Raw genomic sequence first — 17,050 nt, 5'->3', positions numbered from 1 at the left:
GTCTCCATCCATTTTTTTCGTTGATGCCGCGCGCGGCCTTCGCCGCTCATTCAAGCGGTACCTTCAACGCACAACGCGCGTTTCAACGCATTCCCGACATCACTGGCATCGAGTTGCCGCCAACGCGCGCAAACATGCTGATCCGGACGGATCAGATAGAACGTGCCGGGCTTTGCGTCGTAGCGTGAGTGAGCCAGCCGTTCGATATCGTGCACGAGTTGCGCGCCCGTAGACGCAACGGTCTGCGGATCGCCACACGTCACCACGACGAGCTTCAACAAAATCGGTCCCGCGCGCAACGTGTCCAACGCGGCTTGAATCGACTGATCGATACCTTGTTCGCCGCAGAACAGCACGCCGGTGAATTGCTGGCCGAGTTGCTGCAGCAGCCATGCCGGTTGTGCCGCGACTTGCACCGGTGCATCGACGCACGACGCGCCCGGCACCATCGCTCCTTCAAACTCGTCACAGTCCGCTGTATTCAGCGGAGAATCACGCAACACCGCCGGCACGGACAACCGGCCGCTATTGGCCAATTGCCGCGCAAACGGATGACGCCGCGAGAGCTTCAGCACCGCATCGCGGAACACGCGGCTGACAGGACTCTTCGGCGTAATGAAATCGGTGGAGCGCGTGGAGTTGCGGATGTTTTCATCAGCGGCGTATTCGCGTTCACTTGCATAGGTGTCGAGCAAGGCATCCGCGGCTTTGCCTTCGAGCACCATCGCCAGTTTCCATGCGAGGTTTTCCGCGTCCTGCACGCCGCTATTCGCACCCCGCGCGCCGAACGGCGACACGCCATGCGCTGAGTCGCCGGCGAACAGCACGTTGCCGTGCCGGAAGCGCTCCATGCGCAAACACGAAAACGTATAGACGCTGACCCATTCCAGCTCGAACTTCGCGTCAGGGCCGAGCAATGCGCGCACGCGCGGGATGACGCGCTCCGGTGTTTTTTCCAGCACCGGATCGGCGTCCCAGCCTAACTGGAAATCTATCCGCCACACGTTGTCCGGCTGACGATGCAGCAGCACCGATTGATTCGGATGAAACGGCGGATCGAACCAGAACCAGCGTTCAGTCGGAAATTCTGCTTCCATCTTGACATCGGCGATCAGGAAACGATCTTTGAACGTCACACCTTTGCTGTCGAGTCCCATCAAATTGCGGATCGGGCTGCGCGAGCCGTCGGCGGCGATCACGTAGCGGCCGCGCAATGCGTACTCGCCATCAGGCGTGTCGACTGTCAGCGTCACGCCGGCGTCGCGCGTGCCGGGCGTACCATCTTGCCGCACGCCGACCACTTTGCTTTTCCAGCGGATCTCGAGATTCGGCATCTCCTGCGCGCGTTCGAGCAGGAAACCTTCAACGTAGTACTGCTGCAGGTTGATGAACGCGGGCCGGTTGTGGCCCGCTTCCGGTTGCAGATTGAACGTGTACACCAACTCGTCTTTCAGGAACACCTTGCCGACATTCCAGCTGACGCCCTTGTCCACCATCCGCTGACCACACCCCAGGCGATCGAAAATATCGAGCGAGCGCTTCGAAAAGCAGATCGCACGCGATCCCGTGGACAACGAACAATCGTCGTCGACCAGCACGACCGGCACGCCCTGCTGCGCGAGATCGATCGCGGTGGCGAGACCCACCGGGCCCGCGCCGACCACGATCACCGGATAGGCCGCCTGGTTCGCGCCGCCCTGTGCGCGCTGCTCACGGCACGGCTGGTATTCGAACGACAGCGTCTGGTAGTTGATGCTCATCTTGTGTCTCCGTCCTTCTCCGCTTTGCCTCGTCTTGCAGCGCGTCTGTTCTTATCAGGCTTGCAGTGCGTCCCACATTTCCTTGTCGCGCTGCGCGGTCCAGATGCGCGGATGCGTGATACCGCTTGCTTCGTCGAAAGCGCGCGACACGTCGAACGGCAGACAGTGCTCGTAGATGAAAACGTGACCGAACTTCGGATCCATGGCCTTGCGCGTGTGTTCCATCGCGGCCTTCAGATCGAGCTTCTGTTCGACGGCTTCACGGCCTTGTTGCAGCAGCGTGGTGACGAAATCTTTCGTGTAGTCCAGACCTTTGTCGACATCTTCCGGCGTGGTCAGCGCGGGGCCGCGGCCCGGCACCAGTTTGTCGGCCTTCAGCGCGCGCAATGCCTCGAGCGTGGCCGGCCATTGTTCGAGCTGCGCGTCGCCGCAATAGCAGGCCGCGTCGTATTCGACCAGATCGCCGGAGAACAGCACCTTCTGCGACGGCAGCCACACTACCGTATCGCCCTTCGTATGACCCGCGCCGAGATGCGCGATGCGCACTTCGAGCTTGCCGAGGAACAGCGTGATTTCCTTTTCGAACACGAGCGTGGGCCACGTCAGGCCCGGCACCGTTTCGACACCGGCGAACAGACGCGGGAAGCGTTCGATTTCCGACTTCATGTCCGCTTCGCCGCGCTCGACGATCATCTCGTACGTGCCGCGGCTCGCTATCACTTCCTGCGCGCCTTCCTCGAAATACGCTGATGCGCCGAGCACGCGCACCGCGTGGTAATGCGACAGCACGACGTATTTGATCGGCTTATCCGTGACGCTGCGAATCTTCGCGATGAGGTCTTGCGCCATGGCCGGCGTGGCGGTGGTGTCGACGATCAGCACGCCGTCGTCGCCGATGATCACGCCCGAGTTCGGATCGCCCTCGGCGGTGTACGCGTAGGCGTTCTCGGATAGCTTGGTCCACGTGACTTTCTTGACTTCCAGATCGGCCTGGGATGCGAATGCCTTTGCCATGCTTGTCTCCCTCAAAAAATTGGACGTGAGGCGAGACGGCCGGCTGGGCGAATGCCGCGCGGGGTGACGGTATTGCAGGATTGTCTCGCCCCGTTTCTTGACTCTATAACTGCGCCGGTATGTCGGGGTGAATGTATCTTAGGACGGCGTCTGATTATTTGTCAATAGCGAAATGTATCGCTATACGCAAATCTTGTGAGGCCTAAGATGAGGATTGGAAGGCACAGGCCTTCGGTTAACATGGACCCTTTTTCACGGACGAGCGCGGGTGTGAGCAAAGCAGCGAAATCGGCCACGGGCAAAGGCGCGGGCGGCAGTGAGACGGCGGACGGCGGCAAGACGCAGCGCGGCATTCAGAGCGTCGAAGTCGGCGGCCGCGTGTTGCTGGCGCTGGCGCAGGCGCGCACGCCGCTCGCTCTCTCCGACCTCGCCAGCGCGGCGCAGATCGCGCCGGGACAGGCGCACGCGTACCTGGTGAGCTTGAGCCGGCTGGGTTTGATCAAGCGCGACGAACTGTCGGGCCGTTACGAGCCCGGTCCGCTGTCGTTGCGGCTCGGTTTGCTGCATCTGGAAAACCAGCCGGCGTTTCGCGCCGCCGTGCCGCGCGTGGCCGCGTTGGCCGAAGCGGTCGGCTTCAGCGTCGCGATCTGCATTGCCGGGCCGCAAGGGCCGACTATCGTTCGCTATGAACACGCGGGTTTTCCGTTGCACGTGAATTTGCATGTGGGCACGGTGATGTCGCTGCCGGCTACGTCGACGGGGCGGCTATTTTGCGCTTATTCGCGGCGCGAGGTGCTTGACGCAATGTGGGCAAATCAATCGGGAGCGATCGGCAATGCCATGACGCCGCCCGACGAAGGCGCCGTCTTTGAAGCCACGCTGGACGCGATCCGCGCGCGCGGCCTGGAGTGCAGCGTGGATGTGCCGAGTCCGGGCATCAGCAGCCTGAGCGCGCCCGTGCTGGATGCCGACGGCCGCTTGGCGCTGGCGCTGACGGTGATCGGCTCGACCGGCGCGATCGACGTCGCCGCCGACGGTCCGATCGCGCGTGCACTGCTTGCGACGGCGCGCGACATCGGCGCCGAACTGGCTATCGCCCCTTCCTTGCTGGCTTCTTCCGCATCGTGACCGATTCTCTCGACACCTCTCACGCTCATTCCGCCGCTGATGCGAAACCGCAGCGCGGCATCCAGTCGCTCGATAGCACGGGCGAACTGTTGGCGGCGCTGGTCGCGGCGGCGCGGCCGTTGAACCTGCGCGATCTTGCGGGCGCGGCAGGCATGCCGCCGGCGAAGGCGTTTCCGCATCTGGTGAGTCTGCTGAAAATCGGCTTGCTCAGTCGCGATGCGTCGGGCTGTTTCGAAGCCGGGCCGCTCGCGCTGGAACTGGGTTTGATCGGTTTGCAACGCTTATCGCCGACGCGTGAGGCGGAGCCCGAGGTGGTCGAACTGGCGGCGTCGACGGGCATGAGCGTCGCGATGGCCGTGCTCGGTCCGCTCGGGCCGACCGTCGTGCGTCTGGAGGAATCGGCGCGGCCGCTGCATGTGAGCCTGCGGGTCGGCACGGTGATGTCGCTGGTGAATACGGCGATCGGCCGCGTGTTCGCCGCCTATGTCGCGGACGATGTGCGCGCGGGTTTGCTCGCGCAGGATCATCTGCGGTTGGCGGGAGCGGATGCGGCGGATGTTTTCGAAGGAAAGCCGGCGCCGGCGGCCAAAGGTAGAGCGACAGGCGACACGAACGCACCGTCGGCAGTGCCCCCGCTGAAGCAAGCCTACGCGCAGCGTCTTGCGCAAATCCGCGCGGATGGAATCGACACGGCGCTCAGCCGGCCTGTACCGGGCATTAATACGCTCGCCGCGCCAGTGCTGGATCACACAGGCAGTATCTGCCTCGTGCTGGCGTTGATGGGGCCGAGCGGCAGCTTCGACAGTGAATTGGCGGGTGGGCCGGCGCAGACTTTGCGCGCCGCGACGTCGAGGTTGTCGCGGCGCTTTGGGTGGATGGCATAGCCCCGCGGCCTCTCAATCCCCCGCGGCCTCCGGCTCATGCGACGCCAACCTCGCCTTCGCATGCCGCATCTTCTCGAGCGTCTTCGGCCCGGCCTTGAGCGCGACGCCGATCGCCAGCGCGTCCATGATGCAAAGATGTACGAGCCGCGACACCCCCGGCGTATTCGGATCGATCGGGCTCGGTACGCGCAACAGCAACGGAATATCCACCAGCCACGCAAGACGCGAGCCGACATTGGTCAGCGCAATCGTAGTCGCGCCACGCTCCTTGGCAATCTGGATGCTCTCGTTGACTTCGACACTGCGGCCCGAATGCGAAATCGCGAAAGCCACATCGCCGGGTTCCATCAGGCCCGCGTAAAGACGCTGCAAATGCCCATCCGTAAACGCCGTGGATGCAATATCGAGCCGCAGAAACCGCAGCGCCGCGTCTTGCGCGACCAGCCCCGAGCCCGAACCGACACCGAAGAAAAACACCCGCCGCGCGCTCGACAACGCTGCGATCGCACTCTCGACCACCGCCGGATCCAGCGCGCCACGCGCATGCGTGATGCCGTCGACCGCCGCCTCGCCCACCTTGTCCATGAGCGTCTGCACGTCGTCGTCGCGCGCTACCGCCGTGGATGCATACGGCAGCCCGCCCGCCACGCTCTGCGCCAGTTGCATCTTGAAGTCGCGCAGACCGTGCGCGCCGATGGCGCGGCAAAAGCGCGTGACGGAAGGCTCGGACACCTCGGCGCGCTGTGCGAGTTCGGTAATGCTCGCGCGCATCGCGAAGTCGACGTCGCTCAGCACCATCTCGGCGACCTTGCGCTCGGCGGGCCGCAAATTGGCGAGTGCGCTGCGGATGTGGGGAATCAAGTTCGGTGCGGACACCCGGTGTTCCTTCAAAGCGCCCCCAGACCTGTCGCTTCGCGCCAGGCCCCCGGACGGGGTGAGAAAACCTGGAGCGGTCCGGCGCATTCTCATGCGTTGAATAAATCCGCGTCGCGTCGCAGCTTCAGTGAGCCTGAGGCGAGCTCGTATCGACCGCAAACGGCAACGCGCGGGTCAGACCAGCCTGCGTCCACTCTCCGTGTCGAACAGATGAATATGCTCGGCCGGCAATCGCAGCGTGACGCGCTGGCCGGGCTCGATTTTCGAGCGCTGACGTGTCGTCACACACCATGTGCTGCCGCCTATTTTCCCGTACAAGTGAGTCTCCGCGCCAGTCGGTTCGACCACTTCGACTTCCATCGTCGCGTCGGGCGCAGGCGTCATGGTTTCGATGTGTTCCGGCCGCACGCCGAGCGTGACCTTCGCGCCGATCGCCGCCGAAGCGGGCGCACCTTCCAGCACAATCTCGCCGCCATCCGTGAGATTCAGCGCGAGGCCCTGGCCTTGCGCGCGGCTCGCGATCACGCCTTCGGCAAAGTTCATTGACGGCGAGCCGAGAAAGCTCGCCACGAACAGATTCGCCGGATGGTCGTACAGTTCCAGCGGACGGCCGATCTGCTCGATCCGCCCCGCGTTCATGACGACGATGCGGTCCGCCATCGTCATGGCTTCGATCTGATCGTGCGTGACGTAGATCACCGTATTCTTCAGCCGCTGGTGCAGCGCCTTGATTTCGGTGCGCATCTGCACACGCAGTTTGGCGTCGAGATTGGACAGCGGTTCGTCGAACAGGAACAGCGACGGCTCGCGCACCACCGCGCGGCCCATCGCCACGCGTTGCCGTTGGCCACCCGAGAGCGCGCGCGGCAAGCGGTCCAGATAGCTGCCGAGGTTCAGCATCTTCGCCGCGGCCTCGATCCGCGGCTTGAAACTCGCCGACGACTCCTTGCGAATCCGCGGCCCGAACGCGATGTTTTCGTAGACGGACAGATGCGGATACAGCGCGTAGCTCTGGAACACCATCGAGATATTGCGCTGCTGCGGTGCGAGACTGTTCGCGCGCGTGCCGCCGATCAGCAGATCGCCGCCGCTGATTTCCTCGAGCCCGGCCACCATGCGCATCAATGTGCTCTTGCCGCAGCCCGACGGGCCGACCAGCACGACGAACTCGCCGTCGTCGATGTCGAGATCGATGCCGTGCACCACTTGCGTGTCGCCATAGCGTTTGAAGATGCCGCTCAGTTGCACTGCTGCCATGCTGTCCTCATCGTCTTGCCTGGTTGACTCGATCTCGTGCTGCTTGCAATGCTGCTGCGGGCGGTTCAGAGCGACTCGAGTGTCAGTTCTTCCGCCATCAAACGGTTGCCGGCCATCAGGCCGCCGTCGACCGGCAGCGCGACGCCGGTAATCACGCGCGCCATCGGCGAGGCCAGAAACAGCACCGCGTCGGCGATGTCGTCGGGTGTCGCGAAGTCGCGCAACGGATACCACTTTTTCAGATCCTCGAAGACTTGCGGATTCTTGTCGACGCGCGCCTGCCACGCCTGCGTCTTTACCGTGCCCGGACACACGATGTTCGCGCGAATGCCATAACGGCCGAGTTCGAGCGCGAGCGCTTTCGTATAACTGATGAGCCCGGCCTTCGCCGCGCTATACGCCGGATGACCGAGCGCGGCCATGCCGTTCACCGAACCGATCAGCACCAGCGCGCCGCGCTGCCGCTCAATCATCGACGCGCGCACCGCTTCAACCGTGTGATACGTGCCGTTCAGATTCAGATGGATGTCGCGCTGCCAACTCGCGACGTCCGTCGTGGCAAGTGTCAAACCTTCGGCGGCGCCCGCGTTGGCGACCAGCACATCGACCGGACCGCGCAGTTCGACCGCGGCGGCCACCGCTTGCCGCACTGCGGCGGCGTCGCCGAGATCGACGGCGATCGGCGTGACGTGCGCCTCGCCGAGTTGCGCGCCCAACGCCTGCAGCGCGGCGGCGTCGATGTCGAGCGCCAGAACCGTATCGCCCTGCTCAACGAAGCGCTTGCACAACACGCTGCCGATGCCGCCGCAAGCGCCCGTTACCAACACCACACGATTCATTGTCCGCCTCGCTGTTCGATCACGCCGTCAGCCCGGATTAGCGTGTAAATTTCCTACAAATCCATACGCGACGCAGTTGTCTAGTCATCCCGAAGATTGGGTATCCGTGACATCGCGTTGTGCAAAATATCCCTGCTTTACAGCATCTTATGCACAAAACCAGCCGGGAAAAAATATGGCAGACCCTACGTGACAAGCAATTTTGCGTCATGTAGGATTTTTACAAACAATTCAACCCGAAGCGGCCGGCGACGGCAGCAAACCATCCAGGAGAGAGAGAAATGTCGTTGCATGCCCGTGCTTCCCTCGCGCTAGGCAAAGTTGCCGTGGCGCTCGCGTTTGCAGGTATCGCCGTCGCGGCTCACGCCGACATGGTTCGCGTGACCGTCGCACACTACAGCGACGCGACCGCGCCGTACTTCGAAAAAATGGCCCGCAACTTCGAGAAGGCCAATCCCGGCACGACGATCAAGATCGAAGACGTGAACTGGGACACGCTGCAGCAGAAACTGCAGACAGACATTTCCGGCAACGCCAACGCCGACCTCGCGATCGTCGGCACGCGCTGGCTACTCGACTTCGTGAAGGACGACGTCGCCGAGCCGCTCGACGGCTACATGGACGCGAACTTCAAGAGCCGCTTCATCGGCCCGTTCCTCGCGCCGGGTGAGATCAACGGCAAGGTGTACGGCCTGCCAATCGCCGCGTCCGCGCGTGGGCTGTACTACAACAAAGACCTGCTCGCCAAGGTCGGCTATCCCGACGGCCCGAAGACCTGGAACGACGTGATCGAAGCGTCGAAGAAACTGAAGGCGCAGGGCATTGCCGGCTTTGGCCTGCAAGGCAAAGAAATCGAAACCGACGTCTACTATTACTATGCCCTGTGGACCAATGGCGGCGACGTGGTCGGCAAAGATGGCAAGGCTGCCTTCAATTCGCCGGCCGGCATCAAGGCAGCCACGCTGTACAAGACGATGATCGACCAGGGCCTGACGCAACCGGGCGTGACAGGCTATAGCCGTGAAGACGTGCAGAACCTGTTCAAGCAAGGCCGCGTTGCGATGATGATCTCCGCACCGTTCCTCGCCAAACAGATCAAGAAGGAAGCGCCGAACCTGAAGTACGGCATCGATCCGATTCCGATGGGCACGACGCACGCTACGTACGCCGTGACCGACTCGATCGTGATGTTCAAGAACTCGAAGGTGAAGAAGTCGGCATGGAAGTTCCTCGACTATCTGTTCACGAAGGAACCGCGCGTAGAGTTCACCACGACCGAAGGCTTCCTGCCGACCACCAAGGCTGAGGCGACCGATCCGGCGTTCAACGACCCCGACACGAAGGCCTTCGTCGCGCTGCTGCCGACCGCTCATTTCGCACCGACCGTGACCGGCTGGGAAGACACCGCGAAGGCCGTGACCGACGCTATGCAGTCGATTTACCTGGGCAAGGCGAAGCCGGCTGACGCATTGAACGCGGCGGCCACGCAAGCGAACAAGTCGCTCGGCAAATAATCGCGCTGTCCCGTAGCGATCTGCTGAACCCGGAACGCGCGCCGCCCCTGCAAAGGCGGTGCGCGTTTCGGTCGTAATGCACTATCCGGCCCATCCCGTCGCGCCCGCCCCTTAATGCGGACGCGTCTTACGATCGAGCACGCATGAGCCGCTCCGCTTCTTCGCGCCTGCAAGCGCCCTGGTTGCTGATAGCGCCGAGCCTGGTACTGGCGCTCTTCATCATCAGCTATCCGATTTTCAACATCGTGTGGCAATCGCTGCACGAGGTCTCACGCTTCGGCGCCATTCGCGATTTCACCGGTCTGCAGAATTTCTATACGATCTTCAGCGATCCCGCGTTTCTTGCCGCAGCCAGGCGGACCATTGTGTGGACCATCTGCGTGGTGGGTGGCACGGTGCTGATCTCAGTGCCCGTTGCGCTCGTGCTGAACCAGGATTTCTATGGACGCGGTGTGGCCCGTACGATCGTGATGCTGCCGTGGTCCGTCTCGCTGACCATGACCGCCGTGGTCTGGCGCTGGGCCTTCAACGACGACTACGGCATGATCAACGTCACGTTGCAGAGGCTCGGCCTGATCAGCGGTCCGATTCATTGGCTGGCCACGCCGGAGCTCGCGTTTCCGGTCGAAATCGCGGTCGGCATTCTGGTGTCGGTTCCGTTTACGGTGACGATTCTGCTGGGCGGCTTGTCTTCGGTGCCCGGCGATATTTACGAAGCCGCACGCATGGACGGCGCAAGCGCCTGGCAGCAGTTCCGCAAACTCACCATGCCGCTGTTGCGGCCGTTCATCAACATGACGATTCTGTTGAACGTGATCTACGTGTTCAACTCGTTTCCGATCATCTGGGTGATGACGCAGGGCGGCCCCGACAACAGCACGCACATTCTCGTCACGTATCTTTATGAGCTCGGTTTCCGGCTCGGGCGTCCCGGCGAAGCCGCGGCGGTGTCGCTGATCATGCTCGTCATGCTGTTCATTTTCTCGATCGCCTATCTGCGCCTGCAGCCCGCGAAAGAAGGGGATCCATCATGAGTCTCAGCGTCAAGATGAAGCGCACGCTGTGGTGCTGGCTCGCGTTGTCGCCACTGATCGTAGTGGTGCTGTTTCCGTTTGCCGTCATGCTGTTCACCGCGTTGAAGCCGGCTTCCGAGATTTTTGTGTATCCGGCGCGCTGGCTGCCCGTGCATTGGCAGTGGAGCAATTTCTCCGATATGTGGGTGGCGGCCAATTTCGGCGTGGCGCTGCGCAACAGCACGGTGATCAGCTTGCTGTCGACCGCGCTTGCATTGGCCGTCAGCTTGCCCGCGGCCTATGCCTTGGCGAGATTCCCGTTTCGCGGACGCGGGCTCTACCGTCAGTTTCTGCTCGTCACACAGATGCTGTCGCCGATTCTGCTCGTGGTCGGCCTGTTCCGGCTGGCGGCGATGATTCCCTACGGCGACGGGAATCTGGTCGATTCCAAGATCGGTGTGATCGTGTCTTACGCGGCATTCAATATCGCGTTTGCCGTGTGGATGCTGTCTTCGTACTTTCAGACGGTGCCGCGAGATCTGGAAGAGTCGGCGTGGCTCGAAGGGTGCGGACGGACCAAGGCGGTCTTCAAAGTGTTTCTGCCGCTCGCGGTGCCTGCGATCGTCGTCACCGCGATCTTCACGTTCATCAACGCGTGGAACGAGTTTGCCGTGGTCTATACCTTGATCCGCTCACCCGAGAACAAGACGCTGACCGTGCAGGTGACCGACATGGTCGCCGGGAAATACGTGGTCCAGTGGCATCTGGTGATGGCCGCTACACTCTGCGCGACGTTGCCGGTTTCTGTGGTGTTCGCGTGGTTGCAGAGGTATCTGGTGAAGGGGCTCGCGCTAGGGGCCGTGAAATAGATGTTGGGGCGAGCGCACAACTGCATGAGCAGGTCGCGCTCGCCGTTTCGTTCGCTTTCGGGTTAATCCGTGCCGCGCACAATCCGCAGATCGCGCTCAACGCCGTCGCCCAATGCGGCCAGCGCTTTCTTGTAGGGCTCGCTCTCGTAGGCGGCTACGGCCGCTTCATAGGTCGGAAATTCGATCACGACCGTCCGCTCCTTCAAGCCCTGCTCGCGAGCCTCCTCGGCCACACCGCGCACGATGAACTTGCCGCCGGCAGCCGCCACGGCGGGCGCGGCGAGCTGCGCATATGCGGCCAGTTTTTCCGCGTCTTTCGTCGCGCGATATGACGTCACCCAGTATCCCTTGCTCATTTGAGGCTCCTTTCAACGTTGGAAAAGCAGTCGTTGTCGTGCACGACGGCGAACGGGGATTATGACGCCTCGCGGCATCCCCATCGTCCGCACGGTCAATCGCTCAACTGCGGCTGGTGAATTGTAAGACGCCGGCTCCCGTTACGTCACGAGGGCGGTCCTGCAAATAATGGCAATACCGGTTACGCTGTCTGCGGATTTCGCTTTGACACACGACCGGAACACAGCAATGACTCAAGCGCTCACTATCGATTTTGTCTCCGATATCGCATGCCCGTGGTGCGCGATCGGCCTCTCCTCGCTCCAGCGCGCGATTTCGCGTCTCGGCGACGCCGTCGACGCGCAAATCGTCGTGCATCCGTTCGAATTGAATCCGGACATGGGACCGGACGGCGAGAGCATTGTCGACTATCTCGGCAAAAAGTACGGCCGTACACCGGAGCAGATCGCCGAAACGCAGGCCGCGATCCGCGAGCGCGGCGCGAGCGTCGGTTTTACTTTTGGCCCGCGCAACCGCGTGTACAACACCTTCGACGCGCACCGTCTGCTGCATTGGGCCGGCATCGAGGGCAAGCAGTTGCCGCTCAAGTTGGCGCTGCTGCAGGCGTATCACGCTGACGGCAAAGACCCAAGCGATCATGAAGTGCTGATCGAGGCAGCGCAGTCCGTCGGACTCGATGCCGTGAAGGCGCGCGACGTACTGCAAAACCGAACCTATGCCGCTGAAGTTCGCGCAGAGGAGCGGAATAACGAGGCGATGGGTATTCAGTCGGTGCCGGCCGTTATCTTCAACCGTCGCTACCTGGTGAGTGGCGGACAGCCTGTCGAAACTTTCGAGCAAGCCATCCAGCAGATTCTGGCTGAAGTGAAGGACGAAGGTTCACAGAACACGTAACGCTGAACGTCGTGCCCTGATCGTTCCGAACATGACGACGCATACCCTGCAAAAACAGGGCATGCGTGTTCACCTCACTCGACGCGAGCCTGCTTAGAACGCGTGACGCATGCCCACGGTGACCGCCACTTGCGTGTTGGTCGCGGACGGCGACAACGTGTTGATCATGGCATGCGAGAGCACGGAGTCCGCAGGCGCGCCATGCACGTTCTGATAGACGCCTTCCAGATAGAAGTCCGTGCGTTTGCTGATCGAGTAGTCGGTTTGCAGCATGGCCGTATTCCATCCCGGCGACGAACCGTTATACGCGCCATGCGTGTACGTGTACGCGCCGGAAACGCTCAACGCCGGCGTGAGCGCGTACTTTGCGTTCACCTCGTAGTTGTCGAGACGCAGCGAACCACCCAGCGATCCCGCGGACGTATCACCCGAACCGAGATAACTGCCCGTGCCGAACGAGAACACGCCCGACGCGTTGTCGATCTGAGTGTGGCTCCAGACTAGCCCGACCGTGGCCGGTCCGAACGTGTAGTTACCACCCAGCGACCAGATACGCTGGCGTTCTGCGAGGAAGTTCGCGCTGGTATCGCTCGAAGTCACCGCGCCGCTGCCATTGCCCGCGTTGTTCAGTTGCAGATAGCCGGCGGCAAGATTCAGCGGACCTTGCGCATACGAAACGCCGAAACCGTAAGACCGGTTATTCCCGAAGTCGCCCGCCTTGTTGCTGAACGAATACATCGTTTCGAACGTAACGCCGCGGTAAGTCGGGCTCGCGTACTTGACCGAGTTGTTGATCACGACGGAATTCGCAGCGAGGTTGTCGTTTTCGAACGGGTGCGCGGCCATGCTGCCGCCCCACGTGTTGAACTCCGCGGTAAGCGGCCCGACGAGGTCGTTCATCACGTCGAACTGGCGGCCGAACGTCAAGGTGCCGTAAGGATCGCTTTGCAGGCCGACCCATGCCTGAGAACCGAAACCATCACCGGAGAATGCCTGCGCTCCGTTGTTCAGCAGGAACCCTTGTTCGAGCTTGAAGATCGCGTGCAAGCCGCCGCCCAGATCCTCTGAGCCCTTGAGACCGAACACCGTGTTCTGGGTCGAACTGCTCAATACCTGCCAGTTGCTGTGCCCGAACTGATTGTTCGTGTAAACCAATCCCGTATCGATGAGGCCGTAGAGCGTCACGCTACTTTGCGCATGCGCCGACATCGTAAATGCGCCGAAGAGCGCGGCCGCGAGTAAAGACTTTTTCATACTTGTTGGCTCCGTGATCAAGCGGTAATTGAGGGTATCAATTGCTCTTTCCACCAACGCCGTAAACACGCATGCAATACATTCGAAACCGTTGTTGCGCAAACTGCGAGAAGCATAATTAATTATTGGATGTTTATTGCGCGACACGTCATTTCAATGGCTATGCCAAAGTGTGCGCTTATCTATTGCATGGTTTTCAAGTCGGCTCAGTCGGCGCGTGCTAGCCAGCGCGGCGGAAACGAGCCCCCCGATCATAGGACGATGAAAATAAATGCGTCGTCAAAAAAATAAGCGGCGTGGCGTCAAAGGAACAATGAGGGGCCGGAGCTTAACGTGTTGCGGCGTGTGACGGAAGTGCGGTGCGGGATTAACGACAACAATCGCGCGAAAGGATTACGTAATTTAACGGGAGGAACTCGTTTCGGCACATCGATCCGTGGTCGTCCAGTGCGTTCCGAAACTGCCGCTTAAGGTTCTCTTAAGGACCCGGCTTACATAGTTCGGCCACTTGCGGTTCGTCTTGCCGAAACAGCACGACGTGATCCCCGACGACTTCTTCATGGCGGCGACCTGGAATCCAACGGGGCTGCCGCCGGTTCTCCATTGCCACGACATCCATGCACATTCATCGTATTCTGGAGCGAGCCCGCCTGCGGCCCACGTTCCCGCGAGTCCTGGTGCTGGAGTTTTTTCATGAGCACGCTCGCGACCACTTCACAGCTGAACAGGTCTATAAGCTTCTCAACGAAGACGTGCGCAACATGAGTCTCGCCACCGTCTATCGCGTACTCGGTCAACTCGTGGATGCGGATTTATTGTCCGGCGTGGCCTTTGGCGACGGCCGCATGGTCTACGAACTGAATGACGGGACCCGGCACGACCATCTCGTCTGCACGGTCTGCGGTCGAATCTATGAGTTCTTCGATGCGGAAATCGAGGCGCGACAGCAGTCTATCGCGGGCAGCCTCGACTTCGCGGTGACGGGACGTCAGTTGGTTCTGTTCGGCACGTGTGCCAGTTGTAGAAAGAGCGGCGCGCAGGCAAAAGCCGTAGTCAGGAGCTAGAGACTCGCGACGCCGCTTCTCGACTCATACTTGCGCCGCCGAAGCTTCTGCCGCAGCAGCCGCAAACGCGCGGAAGTTCGCCGGCGTAGCAAAGGCCAGATACTGTTTCTGCATCTCTTCCGTCAGCACTTCGATCAGCAGAACGTTTTCGATCCACAACTCGATCACATCGAAAAAGTCGCGACCGCGCGTGCAGCGCACCGCACGCCAGCCCTCCCGCTCGCCGATCGCCAATACTTCCTCGGGGGACAGTTTGCTCGCGATGGCGATGTGAAATGCGCTATATCGCGAGGCGGTGCCCGGTTCTGGAACAAACGAGCCCTGTTCGCCTCCGGGGCTAAGCACGCGATCGTTGGGATAAGTCTCGATGATTGAGCCGCGGTCGTCACCGGCAATCGCCATCCACGAATCGGGAAAGGAAGGGAACGGTGCGTGAAATCCGCCCCACAGTTCGGCAATGACACGTGCGACGTGTTCCGGATGGTGTGCCGGGATGGAAGCATGAAACAGCATGAGTGACCTCCGTCGAAAATCTATAGTGAGGGATCGATCCTTGTATACGTTCTAAAGGCGGTCTTTTTCAAACCGCTCTATTTGATTTTCTTGTGTGCCGACGCGTGCCGCGGCTGGCCATTTCGCGAGTCATCCGTGCAAGCGGCACATGCGGCCGCGGCGTTCAGCAATTGTGTGGCAGCGCGCGGAGCCTGCTGTGAATCAGCAATTCATGCGCATTGGGCGGCGATACTGGCACTCGGAAGATGCACCGTCAAGTGGGGTATTACCCCGCACTTTCGTGTGATGAATTGCGTTGCGATTCGCGACCTGTTTCTTTCTGTGAGTGCGGATCGTCTTAACTAGCGCAGAGATATCTGCATCGGCGCAAAGAGGCTCAGGTTTTCTTGAAAGCGCTGTACAGCGTCTTTGCAAGCGCGCTCAACTCACCACCGCTCTCGCGAAGCGACGCGATCTCCGCGCCGCTCTCCAATGTCCGTTCGACTCTGTGACTCCGATCGCGCTTGACGGCGTCCACGACAGCCTGCGGCAGCGCGGACAGTTGGTCGACCAAGTGGAAATCGCCCAAGCCCGCGAGCATTGGATTGTCGGAGCCGCTGAGCATGGACCGTGCGTCTGCCTTGAAGAGCACGAGCGGTTTGCCCGCGTGCCACGCCAACGATGCCTCGACAACCGTGCCTTCATCGGCAACGCGGCCGTTGAGGTTGGCGACGACCACATCGCAACGCCTGAGCAACTGATACGTATCCAGACTGAAGATCGCGCGGTCGAGCATGTCCGCGGCTTCTTTAACCGACGCGCCGAGTTTCTCGAGTTCCGGCTTCAGCTTCGCGAACTCGAGACCGTCGCGATGCGGAAGAAATGTCGTCAAGCCCGCCGCCTCCAGCGTGGCGGCAATCGAATCCATTTCGGCTCGTTCGGCTGCGTTGAAGAGCGGACCCGCGCAATACACTCGTGGCATCTTTTTTCGTCTCCTGAGCACGGAGGAATCGTGAAGTATTCTCGCAACGCATGTCGGCATGCGACTGCGCTGCGAGGACCGTTTACGATAACCATCGAGGAAGCAAAGTCAATGCAGAGCGTCGGCCACCTATCGCCCGGCGCTCTCGGCGCGCAGACACGTATCTGTGCTACGCACTACGCCGCCCTCTCGCGTGCCGCTCAGTCGTAATGCCGATGCTTATGATGACGCTTGCCCGATCGGTCGCCGCGCGAATAGTCGTCGGCGTACGAGTTGGAGCGCGAGATGTTGCCGCCGAGCGCCGAACCCGCGCCGCCGCCCAACGCAGCGCCGACAAGACCACCGCCGCGACCGCCCATCGCATTGCCGGCCGCCGTGCCCGCGCCGCCGCCCAGCGCGCCGCCAATAATGGCACCGGTGCGCTCCCTGCGGTTCGACGTGACCGCGCCGCCGGCGCCGCCACCCACTGCGCCGCCGAGCACGGCGCCCGTGCTGCCGCCTACCGCGCCGCCCAGCGCAGCGCCGGCCACGCCGCCGAGCGCGCCACCCAGGGCGTTGTTCATATCGCCGGCCATTGCCGACAACGACGCCGAAGCCGCGAGCGCTGCAACGGCAACAATCTTGAGGATTTTCTTCGACATAAAAAGCTCTTTCATTGTTGTTGACGGCGCCGAGTATAACCGCGCTTGTGAAAGGCTCTTGTAACCACGTCGCGGCACATCGGTAAGACGTGTAACAAAATGATCGAAGGGTCGAGAGCGGAAGCTTTTATCGCTTCATGCCGGACAGCAAGAGAGCATCGTCCGGTGTTTTCCAATATTCATCGGACAGCCAACCATATTGATTATCGCGC

17 protein-coding genes are annotated in these 17,050 nt (G+C 61.4%); 7 read left to right on the top strand and 10 right to left on the bottom strand.

Annotated features, from left to right (window positions below; all coding sequences use genetic code 11):
* Window positions 1-50: 50 nt before the first annotated feature.
* Together B0G80_RS38915 and B0G80_RS38910 are read right to left on the bottom strand one after the other, a co-directional pair.
* Window positions 51-1,760 (bottom strand): FAD-dependent oxidoreductase, encoded by a 1,710-nt coding sequence (locus B0G80_RS38915; protein ID WP_116122923.1) that lies wholly within the window; start codon window positions 1,758-1,760, stop codon window positions 51-53.
* A 54-nt stretch (window positions 1,761-1,814) separates the two neighbouring features.
* The gene (locus B0G80_RS38910; RefSeq protein WP_106278872.1) at window positions 1,815-2,774 is read right to left on the bottom strand and encodes an MBL fold metallo-hydrolase; all 960 of its coding nucleotides are present in this window, start codon (window positions 2,772-2,774) and stop codon (window positions 1,815-1,817) included.
* Between the two features lie 240 nt (window positions 2,775-3,014).
* Here B0G80_RS38910 and B0G80_RS38905 point away from each other — a divergent pair, with 240 nt between their 5' ends.
* Together B0G80_RS38905 and B0G80_RS38900 are read left to right on the top strand one after the other, a co-directional pair.
* The gene (locus B0G80_RS38905; RefSeq protein WP_116122922.1) at window positions 3,015-3,902 is read left to right on the top strand and encodes an IclR family transcriptional regulator; all 888 of its coding nucleotides are present in this window, start codon (window positions 3,015-3,017) and stop codon (window positions 3,900-3,902) included.
* Window positions 3,899-4,786, top strand: coding sequence for an IclR family transcriptional regulator (locus B0G80_RS38900; RefSeq protein WP_116122921.1), 888 nt, complete (start codon window positions 3,899-3,901; stop codon window positions 4,784-4,786). The genes B0G80_RS38905 and B0G80_RS38900 overlap by 4 nt, the downstream gene beginning before the upstream one ends.
* Before the next feature lie 12 nt (window positions 4,787-4,798).
* On the opposite strand, the gene B0G80_RS38895 is transcribed toward B0G80_RS38900, so the two are convergent.
* The 3 genes from B0G80_RS38895 to B0G80_RS38885 all read right to left on the bottom strand — a co-directional run bounded on the left by B0G80_RS38895 (window position 4,799) and on the right by B0G80_RS38885 (window position 7,758).
* The gene (locus tag B0G80_RS38895) at window positions 4,799-5,662 is read right to left on the bottom strand and encodes a MurR/RpiR family transcriptional regulator (RefSeq protein WP_012428992.1); all 864 of its coding nucleotides are present in this window, start codon (window positions 5,660-5,662) and stop codon (window positions 4,799-4,801) included.
* A 174-nt stretch (window positions 5,663-5,836) separates the two neighbouring features.
* Window positions 5,837-6,919: an ABC transporter ATP-binding protein gene (locus B0G80_RS38890; protein ID WP_116122920.1), complete on the bottom strand. Its 1,083-nt coding sequence runs from the start codon at window positions 6,917-6,919 to the stop codon at window positions 5,837-5,839.
* Between the two features lie 65 nt (window positions 6,920-6,984).
* Complete coding sequence (locus B0G80_RS38885) at window positions 6,985-7,758, bottom strand: SDR family oxidoreductase (protein WP_116122919.1); 774 nt, start codon at window positions 7,756-7,758, stop codon at window positions 6,985-6,987.
* A 281-nt stretch (window positions 7,759-8,039) separates the two neighbouring features.
* Between B0G80_RS38885 and B0G80_RS38880 the strand changes: the two genes are divergently transcribed.
* The 3 genes from B0G80_RS38880 to B0G80_RS38870 all read left to right on the top strand — a co-directional run bounded on the left by B0G80_RS38880 (window position 8,040) and on the right by B0G80_RS38870 (window position 11,154).
* Window positions 8,040-9,272, top strand: a complete 1,233-nt coding sequence (locus B0G80_RS38880; RefSeq protein WP_116122918.1) for a sugar ABC transporter substrate-binding protein — start codon at window positions 8,040-8,042, stop codon at window positions 9,270-9,272.
* A 143-nt stretch (window positions 9,273-9,415) separates the two neighbouring features.
* Window positions 9,416-10,306 (top strand): carbohydrate ABC transporter permease, encoded by an 891-nt coding sequence (locus B0G80_RS38875; RefSeq protein ID WP_116122917.1) that lies wholly within the window; start codon window positions 9,416-9,418, stop codon window positions 10,304-10,306.
* Entirely contained in the window at window positions 10,303-11,154 is an 852-nt protein-coding gene (locus B0G80_RS38870; RefSeq protein WP_106278890.1) for a carbohydrate ABC transporter permease, read from the top strand. The genes B0G80_RS38875 and B0G80_RS38870 overlap by 4 nt, the downstream gene beginning before the upstream one ends.
* 62 nt (window positions 11,155-11,216) lie before the next feature.
* Here B0G80_RS38870 and B0G80_RS38865 read toward each other — a convergent pair whose 3' ends face one another.
* Entirely contained in the window at window positions 11,217-11,510 is a 294-nt protein-coding gene (locus tag B0G80_RS38865) for a DUF1330 domain-containing protein (protein WP_116122916.1), read from the bottom strand.
* A 229-nt stretch (window positions 11,511-11,739) separates the two neighbouring features.
* Here B0G80_RS38865 and B0G80_RS38860 point away from each other — a divergent pair, with 229 nt between their 5' ends.
* Entirely contained in the window at window positions 11,740-12,405 is a 666-nt protein-coding gene (locus B0G80_RS38860) for a DsbA family oxidoreductase (protein WP_116122915.1), read from the top strand.
* Between the two features lie 93 nt (window positions 12,406-12,498).
* Here B0G80_RS38860 and B0G80_RS38855 read toward each other — a convergent pair whose 3' ends face one another.
* Window positions 12,499-13,659, bottom strand: a complete 1,161-nt coding sequence (locus B0G80_RS38855; RefSeq protein ID WP_106278896.1) for a porin — start codon at window positions 13,657-13,659, stop codon at window positions 12,499-12,501.
* 617 nt (window positions 13,660-14,276) lie between these two features.
* On the opposite strand from B0G80_RS38855, the gene B0G80_RS38850 reads away from it, so the two are divergent.
* Window positions 14,277-14,723: a Fur family transcriptional regulator gene (locus B0G80_RS38850; RefSeq protein ID WP_116122914.1), complete on the top strand. Its 447-nt coding sequence runs from the start codon at window positions 14,277-14,279 to the stop codon at window positions 14,721-14,723.
* A 24-nt stretch (window positions 14,724-14,747) separates the two neighbouring features.
* Here the strand turns inward: B0G80_RS38850 and B0G80_RS38845 are convergent, their stop codons facing one another.
* From B0G80_RS38845 to B0G80_RS38835, 3 genes are all read right to left on the bottom strand, one after another.
* The gene (locus B0G80_RS38845; RefSeq protein WP_116122913.1) at window positions 14,748-15,236 is read right to left on the bottom strand and encodes a hypothetical protein; all 489 of its coding nucleotides are present in this window, start codon (window positions 15,234-15,236) and stop codon (window positions 14,748-14,750) included.
* A 376-nt stretch (window positions 15,237-15,612) separates the two neighbouring features.
* Window positions 15,613-16,197, bottom strand: coding sequence for a nucleoside 2-deoxyribosyltransferase (locus B0G80_RS38840; RefSeq protein WP_116122912.1), 585 nt, complete (start codon window positions 16,195-16,197; stop codon window positions 15,613-15,615).
* A gap of 200 nt (window positions 16,198-16,397) precedes the next feature.
* Window positions 16,398-16,838 carry a hypothetical protein gene (locus tag B0G80_RS38835; RefSeq protein ID WP_106278903.1) on the bottom strand — a complete coding sequence of 147 codons (441 nt, stop codon included), beginning with the start codon at window positions 16,836-16,838 and terminating at the stop codon, window positions 16,398-16,400.
* Between the last annotated feature and the right edge of the window lie 212 nt (window positions 16,839-17,050).

This window comes from Paraburkholderia sp. BL6669N2 (assembly GCF_003387275.1).
Classification (GTDB): domain Bacteria; phylum Pseudomonadota; class Gammaproteobacteria; order Burkholderiales; family Burkholderiaceae; genus Paraburkholderia.
Note: the sequence above shows the minus strand (reverse complement) of the source record. Positions and strands in the feature narration are given on the sequence as shown.